At 53.7% G+C, this 14,369-nt stretch carries 11 protein-coding genes and 2 pseudogenes; 6 read left to right on the plus strand and 7 right to left on the minus strand.

Annotation, left to right across the window (positions count from 1 at the left end):
• Window positions 1-7 precede the first annotated feature (7 nt).
• On the minus strand, window positions 8-787 hold the full coding sequence (locus K6K13_RS14565) for an energy transducer TonB (protein WP_222157639.1): 780 nt from the start codon (window positions 785-787) through the stop codon (window positions 8-10).
• Window positions 788-1,153: 366 nt separating this feature from the next.
• Between K6K13_RS14565 and K6K13_RS14570 the strand changes: the two are divergent.
• The 6 genes and pseudogenes from K6K13_RS14570 to K6K13_RS14595 all read left to right on the plus strand — a co-directional run bounded on the left by K6K13_RS14570 (window position 1,154) and on the right by K6K13_RS14595 (window position 7,918).
• A pseudogene (locus tag K6K13_RS14570) lies at window positions 1,154-1,701 on the plus strand (RNA polymerase sigma factor).
• Window positions 1,698-1,865 carry a hypothetical protein gene (locus tag K6K13_RS14575; RefSeq protein ID WP_222157640.1) on the plus strand — a complete coding sequence of 56 codons (168 nt, stop codon included), beginning with the start codon at window positions 1,698-1,700 and terminating at the stop codon, window positions 1,863-1,865. The pseudogene K6K13_RS14570 and the gene K6K13_RS14575 overlap by 4 nt, the downstream one beginning before the upstream one ends.
• Entirely contained in the window at window positions 1,837-2,652 is an 816-nt protein-coding gene (locus tag K6K13_RS14580; RefSeq protein ID WP_222157641.1) for a FecR family protein, read from the plus strand. The genes K6K13_RS14575 and K6K13_RS14580 overlap by 29 nt, the downstream gene beginning before the upstream one ends.
• Before the next feature lie 102 nt (window positions 2,653-2,754).
• Window positions 2,755-3,393, plus strand: a pseudogene (locus tag K6K13_RS14585) (TonB-dependent receptor); the annotation flags it as partial.
• A gap of 24 nt (window positions 3,394-3,417) precedes the next feature.
• Window positions 3,418-5,130, plus strand: a complete 1,713-nt coding sequence (locus tag K6K13_RS14590; RefSeq protein WP_222157643.1) for an ABC transporter ATP-binding protein/permease — start codon at window positions 3,418-3,420, stop codon at window positions 5,128-5,130.
• Window positions 5,120-7,918 carry a M16 family metallopeptidase gene (locus K6K13_RS14595; RefSeq protein ID WP_222157644.1) on the plus strand — a complete coding sequence of 933 codons (2,799 nt, stop codon included), beginning with the start codon at window positions 5,120-5,122 and terminating at the stop codon, window positions 7,916-7,918. Before K6K13_RS14590 ends, K6K13_RS14595 begins: the two co-directional genes overlap by 11 nt.
• A 251-nt stretch (window positions 7,919-8,169) precedes the next feature.
• Here K6K13_RS14595 and K6K13_RS14600 read toward each other — a convergent pair whose 3' ends face one another.
• From K6K13_RS14600 to K6K13_RS14625, 6 genes are all read right to left on the minus strand, one after another.
• The gene (locus K6K13_RS14600) at window positions 8,170-8,883 is read right to left on the minus strand and encodes a helix-turn-helix transcriptional regulator (RefSeq protein ID WP_222157645.1); all 714 of its coding nucleotides are present in this window, start codon (window positions 8,881-8,883) and stop codon (window positions 8,170-8,172) included.
• Between the two features lie 331 nt (window positions 8,884-9,214).
• Window positions 9,215-10,597: an ATP-dependent RNA helicase DbpA gene (gene dbpA / locus K6K13_RS14605; protein ID WP_222157646.1), complete on the minus strand. Its 1,383-nt coding sequence runs from the start codon at window positions 10,595-10,597 to the stop codon at window positions 9,215-9,217.
• A gap of 108 nt (window positions 10,598-10,705) precedes the next feature.
• On the minus strand, window positions 10,706-11,440 hold the full coding sequence (locus tag K6K13_RS14610) for a molybdate ABC transporter substrate-binding protein (protein ID WP_222157647.1): 735 nt from the start codon (window positions 11,438-11,440) through the stop codon (window positions 10,706-10,708).
• Entirely contained in the window at window positions 11,437-12,210 is a 774-nt protein-coding gene (locus K6K13_RS14615) for an ABC transporter ATP-binding protein (protein WP_222157648.1), read from the minus strand. Before K6K13_RS14615 ends, K6K13_RS14610 begins: the two co-directional genes overlap by 4 nt.
• A gap of 4 nt (window positions 12,211-12,214) precedes the next feature.
• Complete coding sequence (locus K6K13_RS14620; protein WP_222157649.1) at window positions 12,215-13,231, minus strand: FecCD family ABC transporter permease; 1,017 nt, start codon at window positions 13,229-13,231, stop codon at window positions 12,215-12,217.
• Window positions 13,228-14,292, minus strand: a complete 1,065-nt coding sequence (locus tag K6K13_RS14625) for an ABC transporter substrate-binding protein (RefSeq protein ID WP_222157650.1) — start codon at window positions 14,290-14,292, stop codon at window positions 13,228-13,230. The genes K6K13_RS14620 and K6K13_RS14625 overlap by 4 nt, the downstream gene beginning before the upstream one ends.
• Window positions 14,293-14,369: the final 77 nt, after the last annotated feature.

Raw genomic sequence — 14,369 nt, forward strand, 5'->3', positions numbered from 1 at the left:
ATGCCACTCACAGATAAAACGAAATTGGTGCAACCACCTGCACCAAGCCGTCACCGTTTAGCGCATGTGGCGGCGGTGCTGGCAGCGGCGCAGCGCGTTTAACAATATCCAGCGCTTCATTATCCAGAATACGGTTGCCAGACGTCGTGACAATCGCGGCGTCAATCACCTGACCTTGTGCATTCAATACCATGCTGACATGGCTAATTCCCGTTGCGCGATAGCGCAATGCGGCGCGAGGATAACGTTTAAATTTCGCTAAATGCGTATGCAACAGGCTTTCCCAGCCCACTTGTCCGCTGATCGCTTGCTGGGCCGCACTGGTGAAATTGGCGGCGCTGCGCGTTGCTTCTCCGGCACTGTATGCCGAGGTCGCAGGCGCGCTTTCCTCGACCTGAGGAGCGGGTTCACTACGCACCTCAGGCTGTATCTCTTTTTTCTGTGGGCGCGGTTTTTCGCGCACGTTAACGCGTTTTTCCACTGTCCCCTGCGCGACTAGCGGTAAGGGATCTAGCACAGGATCGTCAGGTTGTTCCTGCTGCTGGCGCGGTTGCGGCGCGGAAAAAACCTGTTTGGGCCCTTCAACCACCTGAGGCGGCGCTTTTTCCAATTGGTAGGCCCCTAACTGTACGCTGACCACGGGCGGTAACGCACCTTTCTGGTTTTGCATCACGCGCGTTGACCAGACGACAGCAATCGCCACTACGGTTATGTGAAACAGAATACTGGCGGCAGAACCACCAAGATAAAAACGTCGGGGAAGGAGAAAAACGCCTATGCTGCTCATTGCCTCTGCTCGCCATGCCTGATTATCCGGTGCAGCGACATGCAAACATGTTGCTGTAACGTAAGGGCTTAATACTTTCTTTACAGAAGATTATAGACACAACGCGAATGCAAATGATATTTATTATTTATTACACAGAGCACTCAATAAAATAAGAAACGATCGCCATTCGTGCCATAAACGGCACGCTAGCAATGTATTAGAGCTGATTTTTCATGCACTTTTATTATTTTACCCTAAATCATTCGAGTTGCAGGAAGGCGGCAAGTCAGTGAGTCCCGATGCGCTTACATAGGTAAGTGATTCGGGTGAACGAACGTAGCCAACACACCTGCAACTTGAAGTATGACGGGTAACACCAGGCACATGACTATAAACAAACCATTGCGGCATTTTATCGGCAATGCCTATCAATCAACCTATCATCAATTGGAGCGTTTTTTTTCCAGAAGCGTTTGGGAAACCGTCATGATGCCAGCGATCTGTCGCAGGATGTGTTCGCCAAATGGCTTAACCGACGGGAGGATACACCGGTTCAGGAATCCCGCGCGTTTCTGTTTAAAATCGCCAACAATGTGCTGATTGATTACTGGCATCGCCATCAGAAGCAGGAGGCGTTGCAATCGCCCATGGAGGATGAGGAGCACCTGAATCAAGCGGGTTCCGTCTCAGACGACCCTGCTGAGGTGCTGAATCACCAGCAGCGCTTGCAGCGTTTGTATGATGCCATCGAGACACTTCCACCGCGTCAGCGGGAAGCGTTTGTTCTTTGTCGGTTTGATGGCCTGTCACAAAGTGAAATTGCTGAAAAAATGGATATTTCTGTCAGTATGGTAGAAAAACATATCGCCAGGGCTATGTTGCATTGCAAGCGCTATGTGGAAAATGCGGTACACAGTGAGGAAGAACAATGAGCACAGGGCCTGATGTGCAAACAGACCCGCAATCGGTGGCGGATATCGATGAGCAAGCGGCGCTGTGGTTTGCCCGTAGCCAAAATCGCCGCCTGGCTGGCGCACTCGGAGCAACACCGGCACGCTTTCGAGAGTATGTTGACGCTCTGGCACGATGCCGCTGAACTCCCGCGCCCGGCGTTGGTTTCACGCCCCTCCCCCCAGCGTTTTTCCTGGGGATTTCGCCCATTGAAACATCTGGCTGTGGGTCTGTTGGTATTGTTCGCGTTGGTGTTGCCCTACAGCCAGTGGCCTGCCCTGCTGCAAGAGAGTATGACAGTGGCGACGACCGACCAGCCGAAAACCCTTCAGCTCGCTGACGGCAGTCGCATCATGCTGAATCGGGATTCACGCTTACGCATCGTCTACCAGCATGACCAGCGTCTGCTATGGATTGAGGCGGGCGAAGCCTACTTTAGTGTTAGCCCCGATCCGCAGCGCCCTTTTTACGTGGAGATCGACGGACGCCAGGTCAAAGTGGTCGGCACCGCTTTCGATATCCGCAAAGCGGGAGAGCGAGTAGCGGTTGCCGTCTCTCAAGGCGTGGTTGCTGTGACTACCGCACTCACTGCCCCTCAGACCTTACTGCATGCGGGTGAGAGTGCAACCAGCTATGCACGCGGCGATCGTCTCACAGTAAGTCCGGTTGATCGCGCCGCGGTGGGAGAGTGGCGCTTCGGCCAGCTCAGTTTTGATAATCAACCGTTGCGCGAGGTGCTTGCCACGCTGAAGCCCTATTATGCCGTGAATGTCACGCTGTCGGACGCCGCATTGGGCAACCTCCCCCTTTCCGGACAAGTCAATCTGGACGACCCAACCGCCTTTTTTAATGCATTACCCTTGCTGTTGCCTGTGAATGTGGTTTGGCAGGATAAGAGCAATTTATTGATAAACAATGAAAAGAGAAAATAATGCAAAAATTTGTGTTTTTCTAGGTGAGGATAATTCTCATTCTTAAGTCTTCCTTCATGACGCTTTTATTTTGGCATGATGCTGAGACCGAAAAACATGATAACAAAACGCCGTTTCCCCTCTTTTCGTACCTTCGATAACGGCGGCCGCAGCTCGCACGATGCAGTGACCTTGTCGGTACGCAACAGCCAGCCGTGGGAATGGGCTGATGCCACTCACGTCCTGAATGGATCGGTTTCCTGGCAGCAAAGCAAAAACAACACCCCGAGCGATCAGGGCTATTCTTTCTTCGATCCCAGCACGCGTCTTAACTCCGATAAAGTCTGGTACAACGGCAAAGTCATCGATGCCAAAGATTTGCCGTCCACCAACTATAACTCGCCGCTCAAGTTCAATCTTGAGTTGACCAGCGAATGGCAGGAATACGGGTTAACCCTGTACAACCGTCTGCAATGGTGGGGCTCGCGCCAGCAAGCGGTGCGCTACGGCAACGAATATTACAACGATGCCGAATTCGGCCAACTGCGCAAATACAGCAAAGAGCATTTTGCCAGCCGCTATACCTGGGATGGTCGCGTCACCTGGAAGCCCGGTTTTGCCTACGGTGCCAGCGTCTCCGTCGAGGTTAATAACATTCTCAATAACAAAAATGTCGCCGATACACTGGTCTACAGCGATCAGGTATTACGCGTTTACGATCCGGGCCGTCAGTTCTGGTTACAGATGAATTATGACTTTTAATCTCAGGTAAACAGAACGCCGATCATGACAACCATCATACAGTTCATTTATTTGGTCAAACCTTTCTGGGGGAGCCGCGGCTCCCTGTTTTGCTGGTTTCTGTTGCTGCTTTCGTTGGTCTTAACGCTCTCCTCCGTGTGGTTCAACCTACAAATGAACCAATGGAACGGCAACTTTTATAACGCGTTGCAACAGTTGGATGGGCAGCACATTTATGTGCTGCTGCGCCGCTTCGTGGTGCTGGTCACCGGGCTGATTTTGGTTATCGTGCTTGGCGACTATTTTCAGCAGAAATTGCTGATGCGCTGGCGCGAACGGATGACTGCCCATATCACCCAGCGCTGGCTGTCTGACCACAGCCGTCACTATCGGCTTAAGCTGGCCGCGCAAGAGCCAGATAACCCCGATCAGCGTATTGCGGAAGATATTCGCCTGCTGGTGGAGTCGACGCTGAAGCTGCTGGTGTCTTTCCTGCATGCCACGCTGACGTTGATTTCGTTCACCGCCATTCTGTGGCAGCTTTCCGGCAGCCTCTCCCTCTCGTTGGGCGGCAGCATTTGGCACATTCCTGGGTACATGTTCTGGGCCTGTATTCTCTACACCTTGCTGGGAATGGCACTGACGCAGTGGATCGGTTCACCGCTGCGTCACCTGAACATGGAGCGGCAGCGCCATGAAGCCAACTACCGTGCCGCGCTGCTTATCCGCCGCCAACACAGCGATGCGATTGCCGGACAACGGGGGGAGAGCAGTGAACGCCACACGTTGATGCAGCATTTCATCCATGTGATGAGCAACTGGAACCAACTGATTCGTTACGAACGTAACCTGTCATTTTTTACCGTTGGCTATCAGCAGGTAACCGCACTGGCCCCCATCTTATTCGCGCTGCCGAAATTTCTGGCGGGTGAAATCATGCTTGGTGGGTTGATGCAATTGCGTCAGGCGTTCGCCAGCGTCGCCACATCGCTGAGTTGGTTCGTGTTTGCCTATAAAGAGATTGCCGCCTGGCAAGCCACGGTTGCGCGACTTTACCACTTCGTCGTGTTATTGGACGGCGAAGAGACACCATCAGCCCCCACGACTGAGGGCGTGACACGCTTACGTGCGCAGCTCACGGTGATGACGCCGGACAAAACGCCGTTGCTGACCAGCGTTGCACTTAACGTGCAAGCCGGCGAATTGCTGCTGCTCACCGGGCCGTCAGGTCTGGGGAAATCCACACTGTTACGTACGCTCAGTGGCCATTGGCCCTACTACACCGGCAGCGTGCACCAAGCTACTGATACCTGCTGGATCCCTCAGAGCAGCTATCTGCCTCCCGGCCGTTTGGATACGCTGCTTGCCTATCCCCGTTCGAGCCAGGCGTTCAATGCGGAGCAATACCGCGCTGCACTCAACCTTGTCGGGTTGATGCCGCTATCCGACCGATTGGCAAAAAATATCGACTGGACACAGCAACTCTCTGGCGGTGAGCAACAGCGCGTGCTGTTCGCCCGACTGCTGTTGAACCAACCGAAATTACTGCTGCTGGATGAGACCACTTCGGCACTGGATGAAACCAGCGCACGCACGCTGCTGCGCCAGCTTAAACAACACCTGCCAGACAGCGCCATCGTGCTGGTGAGTCACCAAACGTTTTTACGGGAAGACGCCGATCGCGTTATCGATTTAACCGGATACGCCCCTGCGGTAGCGCATCTCCCGTTAGCACAAGGAACGCTTCATGCGTCATAACCCATTCACTTATCGCGTTGCCATCGGCATCATGAGTCTGGCACTGCTAAGCTGTACCAGCACCGATCGCCCATCGGCTGACAGCGCGGTGCCGACGCGTACGGACATGCAACATTTCACGCTGGATAACGGGCTTAATGTCTATCTGCTGCCACGCGCACAGAAAGGCATTGAGATGCGCCAGCTGGTGAAAAGCGGCTCGCTACAAGAGAACGAGCAGCAACGCGGGTTGGCACATTTCACAGAACACATGGCGTTCAAAGGCACTACTCATTTCCCCGGCACCAGCGGGTTTAAACAGCTTGAGCAACAAGGCATCAAGCTGGGCAATCACGTCAACGCCGTGACCAGCTTCAATGCCACCACCTACAAACTTTCGCTACCGCAGGCTACGCCCGAGCAGACCGCAACCGGCCTGCAACTGCTGTCTGACTGGGCACAAGGGATTACGTTCGAGCAGGAGGCCTTTGAAAAAGAGCGCGGGGTGATCGTTGAAGAGTGGCGAGTACGTCAAGGTGTAGGTTTCCGCATTAATCAGGCACTGGAACAATTGCGCTATCACGGTAGCCGCTATGCCGAACGCGACCCTATCGGCCTGCTGGATATTGTTCGGCAGGCACCGCTAGACCAAGCAAAAGCCTACTATCGCACCTGGTATCAGCCTGAACGCATGGCACTGGTGCTTGTCAGCGAACTGGATCACTCTGCGATAAAAAGCGCTATTTCGCGTTATTTTTCCAGCAAACCCGCACAACCTGCCACGCCGGATAATCCAGAGTGGCAGCGCTTTGCGCCACAATCCGCCTTGCTGGTTTCCCCCATTTTTGATCGTGAATATGGCGATCGGGTGATCCAGTTTTCCTTACAGCGTGATGCCGTTGCACCGCTGAATACCTCTGCCGGGCAACGTGACGATCTGTTGGATAATCTCTGGATACCTATCCTTAACCAACGCCTTGCCGTATTGGTAGACAACGGTGAACTCCCTTCCGCATCGGTCAATGAGCAAGGCGCATTGCTGGATGAAAAACGGCGCCAGCAGTTGATGATTGTGCGTCCCTCAGGACAAGATTATCAGGGGGCATTGCGCTTACTCTGGACGGAAGTGCAACGCATGGCGACATCCCCGGTCAGCGATGATGAACTGAACGGCGTGCGTCAACGCTTGCTCGCCAAACTCAGCCAGCAGGCCGCCACACAGCAGCGTTATCAGAATGACTACCTGGCCGATCAGATAACCACGGCATTAGCGTTCCAGATGCCGTTGTTTGACAAAAAACAGCAGCTTTTTATGACCCATGCGCTGATCAAAGATGTCAAGCCAGCCGATCTGCAACGTCACGTCGCAGCGTTTCTCGAGAGTGCATCGCCCCGTTTGGCGCTCATCGGCCCGGATAGCGACAGCGCGGCATTCCAACCCCAGGCGTTCACCACACTCTGGCAGCAGATTCGCCGCTCTCAGCCGGGTCCGTTTGCCCTGCAAGCCCGTGCCGTTGCGTTAACGCTGCCCGCTCCCGTCACCGGACAGATCAGTGGACATCAGCCATTGCCTCTAGACAATACCGAACAGTGGACGCTGAGCAATCACATCACTGTCATTGTAAAAAGCGACAAGGCACTGCAAGACGATGTGCAGTTATCGTTGCGCATTCCCGGTGGCCGTTCGCTGGAAACCGAGGCAACCCCCGGATTGGTGGAATGGGCGCTGAAACTGCCGGAAAGTAGCGGCTACGGGAGCTACAGCAGTCGGGAACTCGCGTTGTTTAGCAAACAACACAACCTCACGCTCCAGCCCTACAGCGAACTGTTGTATCACGGCTATCGCGGCAGTGCGCCTGCCGATGAGCTGGAAACCGTGCTTAAACTGCTCTACCTGAAAATTACCCAGCCTCAGTTCAACGGACAAAAGCTGGAACAGTACAAGGCCAGCTTTGCTTCCTCACTCAACCGGATGCCAGTAGAACGCAAGTTTCTGGATAACATAAACCGGGAAAGTTACCTGCATGGCGATCGCTTGACCATCATCCCTGAGGGCAACTGGCGGCAGTTTACCGCCTATCAGCTTCAGCAAAGCCATCAGCAATTGTTGGGAGCGACGCAGGATATGACGCTGGTGATTGCGGGTGCGGTAGATGTGCAAAGAGTGAAAGTGGCGGTGGAGCGCTGGATTGCCGCGTTACCTGCAACGGATCAACGTCTGCACTGGCGCGATGTCGGCATTCGCCCCAAAATGAGTTCGCTGACCAAAACCTATCCCCTCGCCAGCTCGGATAAAAGCATGATCAGTATCCAGTTTGCCGCCCCCGCCCAGTGGTCAGCGCAAGAGGCCCTGGCACTGCAATTGCTGGATACTATCGTTAGTCAGCGTTTGCGGTTTGCGCTGCGTGAACAGGCAAGCGGCATTTATGCGTTGGGCTTTGCTTCCATGCTCGCCAAACTGCCTGTGCCCTACTACACCGGTCGATTGAATTTTACCACCGCACCGGAACGCGCAGAGGAAATGACACGTCTGACCCAAACGGTGATCGCGTCATTACGCCAGCACGGTGTCACTGAGAAGGAGCTTAAGGAAGCCAAAAACCTCTGGCGTACCGAAAAGCAACCCGCCTGGCAGAGCGCAAGTTTCTGGGCCGATACGCTGGCGCAAACGGCAGCCGATGATAAAAACTTCGCGCGGTTGGATCAAGAACTCGCCATCTGGAATCGCCTAACCGTGGCTGATATCAATCGGGTAGCGGCACGCTATCTGGGGCAGAATGAGAAAGTCTTTATGTTGACGCCACCGTGAGGCAGCAGGGGCCACGACGATTTGTTTCAAATTGACGTGGTGAGATGTTTTCAAGATTAATAAAAAACCCAAATAGGGTCCACATTCAGACCTTGTTTGGGTTTATCTGTCACTCGGTATCGTGTGATACAGAATCGCCCCGCGATATTTCACGTAAACCACAGGAGTCGATGTCACCTATACGGAAACGGCAAGGTTCGGTGTAAACAAAATAGCGTGCTTCGCACGCTGAAGTGGGCGTCTGGATCGCGTTACCAGAAGAAATCCACCTTCTGTTTTAACAGGCTTCTTGGCATATAATCGTTCAGCCCTACCGTTCTGCAATATTCGATCAAGCCATTGAGCGACGTGGTTTGCGCTTTACTGTAAATGCCGTTCAAGCGGTTTTGCACTGTGCGATAAGAAAGGCACAATCTGTCAGCGATCTCTTTTGCCGAGAGTCGTCGAATAGCGAAGGAAATGATTTCCAGCTCACGTGGCGTAAAAATATCGACAGGTGGGGTGAGTGTGATAACGGAAGGTTTACTATTATTGAAAAAATCATATACCGAGTAGAAATTAAAGGCTTTGGCATAAAACATCGTGCCTAATACCTTGCCATCGCTAGCGTAGATCGGAAATTTGGCACAATACCAAGGTGCAAGAATCGCCTCACGGCCAAAATGCGCCGTTTCGATAACTTCAGCACCCTCTTTGCTCTGTTCTGCTTTTCTATCGTGTGCTTGTAATTCGGGCGCTAATTCACTCCAGGAGACCGGAACCTCCGAATCCAGTCTGCCTTCGAAATCAAACCCTTTAGGGATGTTGCAAAAATTCACTGCAGCTTGATTCATATAGACAAACTTCGATTCGTTGCTCTTTATTCCCCAAGGAATCGATGCATGTTCCATAACAGAAATTAGGGGAATATTTTCAATGCCGCTGAGCACGATGGTTTTCTTCTCTTTACTTTTTCCATCATCCATACGGATCTCTATTTCAGCCGTCAATCAACACATAATCTCACAGTGTAAAATCATTATAATCAGATCGATAAAAGAATCCCTGATGTCAGCCTATCGTCGATGACAAGAATATTATACGCCTAAAAAGATAGAGTACAATATACTCTAGTATAACGAGATGGCTTCAAACAGGTATCACTGACTGACTCGTTGCTGAAGTTATTTACTATTAACCTGAAAACCCAATATATGTAAATGCATAATTGAAGAAGCTAATTAATAGGTTACATATAATATAAAATAAATAGTACCAGGCATCCGTAAAGGGCAGGCTAAACCTGCCCTCACTCGATTATTTCAATAACCGAGCCTTGCAGCTTTTGCCTTTGATTTTACCTTTAAGCAGTTGCTGCAATGCACGTTTGGCGCTGGCCTTGCGAATCGCCACGTAAGCATGTACCGGAAACATATCAATTTTACCGACTTCTGCCGCCGTCAATCCCGCATCGCCGGTTAATGCCCCAAGGATATCACCAGGGCGAATTTTGGCTTTTTTACCACCATCAATGCACAGCGTCATCATCTCTGGCTCCAGCATCGCTTCCGCGTTACGCGTGAGAGAACCCGCAGACGCCCACTGCACTTTCATGCCGAGCATGTCTTCCAACAGATTCACCCGCGCCATTTCCTGCGGCGTGCACAGGCTAACCGCTACGCCTTGCTGACCGGCACGCCCGGTACGACCGATACGGTGCACATGCACTTCCGGATCGAACGCCAGTTCAAAATTGACCACCAGTTCCAGATCTTTAATATCCAGACCGCGCGCCGCCACATCGGTCGCGACCAGCACACGGCAACTGTGATTGGCAAAACGCACCAGAACCTGATCGCGATCGCGTTGCTCAAGATCGCCGTGCAGCGCCAGCACGCTGATACCGCGCGCTTCCAGCGTTTCGAACACGCTCTGACAATCACGTTTGGTGTTGCAAAACACTACGCTAGAACGGGGTTGGTGATGATTCAAAACGGCCACTAACAGCGGCAAACGCTGTTGCGCGGTAGTCTCGTAAAAATGTTGTTCGATCGCGGGGGCGACTTCATCGTCCGTCACGTCCACGCGCAGCGGCTCGCGCTGAACACGGGCGCTAATCTGTTCGATTTCCTGCGGGTAGGTGGCGGAAAACAGTAGGGTTTGCCGCTCGGGCGAGGTGTAGGAAATCACATCATCAATGGCGTCGCTAAACCCCATATCCAGCATACGATCGGCTTCATCCAGCACCAACACGTTGAGGTTGTCCAGCAACAGGGATTGCTTGCGCAGGTGTTCCTGAAGCCGCCCCGGCGTACCCACCACAATGTGCGGCGCATGCACCAGTGAGTCAAGTTGCGGCCCCATCGGCTGACCACCGCACAACGTGAGGATTTTAATATTCTGCGTAAAACGCGCCAGGCGGCGCAGCTCTTTGCTCACCTGATCCGCCAGTTCACGCATGGGGCACAGCACCAGAGCCTGCGTGGTAAAATCGCTCACCACGATACGATTCAACAAACCGATACCAAATGCCGCCGTTTTCCCGCTGCCAGTCTTTGCTTTCGCACGCACATCCACACCGCTTAACACGGCAGGCAGCGCAGCAGCCTGAACGGGCGTCATTTCGCTGTAGCCCAGTTCATCAAGATTAGAGAGCTGCTCCGCAGGCAGCGCCAGAGAAGAAAAAGAAGTTGTACTCACAGTGATTGCTCTACCAACGACGACAAAGGAAAGGCACGCTGTCATCAGGCACAGCGCATATGAGCCGCAATCATAGCAGAATTTGTCATGATTAACCGATTTACCGCGTCAGGCCAACGCGGTAAACCCGTTATTGACCAGAAGATCCTGCCCTTGCGGGGACAAGATGGTATCTGCCAGCAGACGAGCCTCCGATCTGACCGGGTTCAGCAGTGCCAGCCTATATTCCGCGGTGATGTTGTAGGGCGGCGGCACGACCACCACGTGTAAATCCGGCTGGTTCAGCAATAACGGCAAGTAGCTGGAATAGCCGATGTGCATATCACTCTGCCCACTTCGGATCAGATAGCTCCCAGCGGTCATCCCCGGTGGGACATTGTGCGTCATTGAGCCCCCCACCAGCGGTTTGGCCTTGTCGCGCAGTAACCTGCCGGTGCCGGGATGATAGTGTTCGATACGATCAAACAGTTGAAAAGCGTAATCGCCACCGGGGTCATTTCCTGGGGTTGACGTTGAGAGCACAAATCGAGCGTCGCACAGTGCGGATAGCCAGTGCTGCGAGGTCAATTGCGGTACATTGCGCATCGCAATACACAGGTGATTGCGGGTAAAGACCATCGTGTCATGCGCCAGCCCGAGCATTTTCAAGCGCAGAGGGTGAGCGCAGTTGGCCGATGCAAAGAGATCGACCTCATCCCCCTGCTCGATTTTCTCACGCAACAGCCCCGCCGGACCGAACGTTGTCATCACCTCCAACGGATGGCTTTCAGAAAATGCAGCCAGCAGCGGTGTCAATGCGTTACGCAGGCTGCCCGCCGCATAGACGCGTAGAGGAAGCGTCATCGCGGCTCCGTTAAGGTAAACAAGGGGATAAGCGCCTGATAAGGCGGTTGCTCAGGCATCTCAAGCGTAACTTGCCGCACGGGAATACCGTAAAGACGGGTCAGGTTCTCTTCTGTCACCACCTTATCGCGGTGGCCGTAGAGATACTGTTTGTCTGCCATCAACAACAACGCCCGCTGCGCGATCGCCAACGCATGAGACGGGTCGTGGGTGGTGAGTAAAATACACAGCCCTTGCTCACGCGCCAACTGAGTCAGCAATTGCAGCACCTGCGCCTGATTATGTAAATCAAGTGCGGCGGTCGGTTCATCGAGGATCAGCGTCTGGCATTCCGAGGCCAGCGCACGTGCAATCAACACCAGTTGCCGCTGCCCACCCGACAGCGCGCTAAAATCACGCTCGGCCAGTGCCGCGATATCCAGCATCTCCAGCGCACGGTGCGCCGCAGCAATATCGTGCGCCGTCGGCAGGGAAAACAGCGCTATGCGCCCTGCTCGCCCCATCAGTACCATATCCAGCACGCTGTAGGAGAAGGGCGGCGTAAAAAGCTGTGGCACAAAACCTATCGCCCCGTTCCGTTGTACTGTCCCGGCCAACGGCGGCAGAAAACCGAGCAGTGTGTGCAGTAGTGTGGTTTTTCCCCGACCGTTGGCACCCAAAATGGCGGTGATTTCCCCGGCACGGCAGCACAGTTCGAGCGGCGGGAAAAACGGCTCTCCCGCGTGATAGCCATACGCCAGCGCCTGTGTAGATAATCGAATCAGTGACATAGTATCAACCTCTGCGCGGCCGTTGCGTTTTATACAGCAGCACGGCAAACAGCGGTGCGCCAAACAGTGCCGTAAGGATCCCGAGCGGGATCTCCGCATCACTGAGCGTGCGCGCCAAATCATCCACCAGCACCATAAACCCACCGCCAAGCCAGAATGATACCGGCAATAAACGCCGGTGATCGGCCCCCACCAACATGCGCGCAACGTGAGGGATCACCAGCCCAATCCAGCCAATGCTGCCGCTCACGGCCACCTGTGCAGCCACCACCGCCGCGCACAGGCTCAACACCAGCCAGCGCACTGGCTGCACTGCCATGCCCAGCGTGCGCGCATCTTGCTCACCCATCGATAGCACATTAATGTGCCAACGCAGGCGCAACAGCAGTCCTCCCGCCAGACCGAGCGGCAGCACCAGTGTGACCAGTTTGTCCCAGTGGGCGGTAGCGAAACTCCCCAACAGCCAAAACACAATACTCGGCAATTTTTCTTCGGTATCCGCCAGATATTGCATCAGACTGACCAGTGCACCGAAAAAGCCGCTGATGATGACCCCTGCCAGTATCAGGATCAGGACATTCTGCTTGCCCAACGCGGCGGCCATCATGAACACCAGCAGCAGGGCGACCATGCCAAACGTGAACGTCGAGAGCAGCAGAAACAGCGGTGTCCAACTCAGCAAGATAGCCAGCGTGCCGCCAAACGCTGCACCGGCAGAGACGCCAATAATGTGTGGATCAACCAGTGGGTTGCGGAACACGCCTTGCAGTGTGGCACCGCTCAGGGCTAATCCTGCTCCGGCACACAGCGCGAGTAGCACCCGAGGTAAGCGCACACTCCACACGACCTGACGTTCAATATCACTCAAGGTCGGATTACTGCCAGACAAAGGCTCGACCAGTATCTGAACAATGCGCCACGGGGAAAGGCCATAGCGCCCTAGCTCCAATGAGCACAGGGCAATCAGTAAGGTCCCCACCACCACGGTCAGCAGCGTAATACGATAGCGGTGTGCCGTCATTGTGCTGCTGAATTGTCTGCGCGGTAATCCATACGGTAGAAGCGCTGGTAATAGTCATTCGCGGCTTTTTGCATATCCACATCGGCAAAACGTTCCGGATAGAGTTTTTTCGCCATCCACAGTTCGCCAATGGCTAACGCTTCTGGCATCGGATATCCCCAGGCTTTGGCGTATTCCGGCATCAGATAAACCCGATGTTGTTTCACCGCATCAATCGCCTGCCAGGCCGGATCGTTGACGATCTGCTGCACCACATCCGGATAACGATCCTGCACGAAAATGACCTGTGGGTTCCAGGCCAGCACATTCTCAATCGAGACCTGTTTGAAGCCTTTGATAGAGGCTGCCGCCACGTTCATGGCACCGGCGTGAGACATCATCAGGCCGGTATATTTTCCTGAGCCGTAGGTGGTCAGATCGGGGTTAGCCATATAAACGCGGATGCGCTTCGCTTCAGGGATAGCCGCGATGTGGGCACTGACTTTTTCCCGTTCGCTAAAGGTATAGCTGATAAGCGCTTCCGCTTGTTTCTGGCGCTCCACCACGTCACCGATCAAGCGGATGCCCGTTTTAAGTCCTTCGTTGTACGCGGTATTTTCATCGCTCATGGTCGGGTTAATTTTGTCAGCTTCCCCCGGCTTGTCCTGACGCAGGGAGATTGCCACCACCGGGATGCCCGCACGCTCAATCTGCGAGATCATTTCCGGCGGCGCATAGTTGGCGACAAAGACGACCTGCGGTTCGAGTTTCAACAGGCTTTCAATATTCACCTGTGTTAGATCGCCCGGCATCGGTAAATTCGCCAACGCAGGGGCAAGGCGAAGATAGCTGTCCCCTAATTGTTTTTTCCAACTGGATAGCACGCCAACCACACTCTGTTGCGCATCCAACTGCACCAGCAGATTCAGCGTTTGATGCTGCAAGACCACCACGCGATTAACGTGATCGGGGATCGTGACGTTGCGCCCTAGCTGATCGGTAACCTGACGCGCCGCCCACGCAGAAGAAAACGCCATCAGCAGCCCGACAACCCCGAGTGTGTAACCTATTTTCTTTATCATGTTGATGTCCTGGTGTTTCGATACATACAGAACAATACAACGACCGCGATCAAGAAAATACTGATCTCGCTCATAAT

The sequence above is a fragment of the Symbiopectobacterium purcellii genome, assembly GCF_019797845.1.
Taxonomy (GTDB): domain Bacteria; phylum Pseudomonadota; class Gammaproteobacteria; order Enterobacterales; family Enterobacteriaceae; genus Symbiopectobacterium; species Symbiopectobacterium purcellii.

Excerpts from the sequence above, each read along its gene's own strand:
- K6K13_RS14565 (WP_222157639.1), bottom strand. The coding sequence starts at position 787 with ATGAGCAGCATAGGCGTTTTTCTCCTTCCCCGACGTTTTTATCTTGGT.
- K6K13_RS14575 (WP_222157640.1), top strand. The coding sequence starts at position 1,698 with ATGAGCACAGGGCCTGATGTGCAAACAGACCCGCAATCGGTGGCGGAT.
- K6K13_RS14580 (WP_222157641.1), top strand. The coding sequence starts at position 1,837 with ATGTTGACGCTCTGGCACGATGCCGCTGAACTCCCGCGCCCGGCGTTG.
- K6K13_RS14590 (WP_222157643.1), top strand. The coding sequence starts at position 3,418 with ATGACAACCATCATACAGTTCATTTATTTGGTCAAACCTTTCTGGGGG.
- K6K13_RS14595 (WP_222157644.1), top strand. The coding sequence starts at position 5,120 with ATGCGTCATAACCCATTCACTTATCGCGTTGCCATCGGCATCATGAGT.
- K6K13_RS14600 (WP_222157645.1), bottom strand. The coding sequence starts at position 8,883 with ATGGATGATGGAAAAAGTAAAGAGAAGAAAACCATCGTGCTCAGCGGC.
- K6K13_RS14610 (WP_222157647.1), bottom strand. The coding sequence starts at position 11,440 with ATGACGCTTCCTCTACGCGTCTATGCGGCGGGCAGCCTGCGTAACGCA.
- K6K13_RS14615 (WP_222157648.1), bottom strand. The coding sequence starts at position 12,210 with ATGTCACTGATTCGATTATCTACACAGGCGCTGGCGTATGGCTATCAC.
- K6K13_RS14620 (WP_222157649.1), bottom strand. The coding sequence starts at position 13,231 with ATGACGGCACACCGCTATCGTATTACGCTGCTGACCGTGGTGGTGGGG.
- K6K13_RS14625 (WP_222157650.1), bottom strand. The coding sequence starts at position 14,292 with ATGATAAAGAAAATAGGTTACACACTCGGGGTTGTCGGGCTGCTGATG.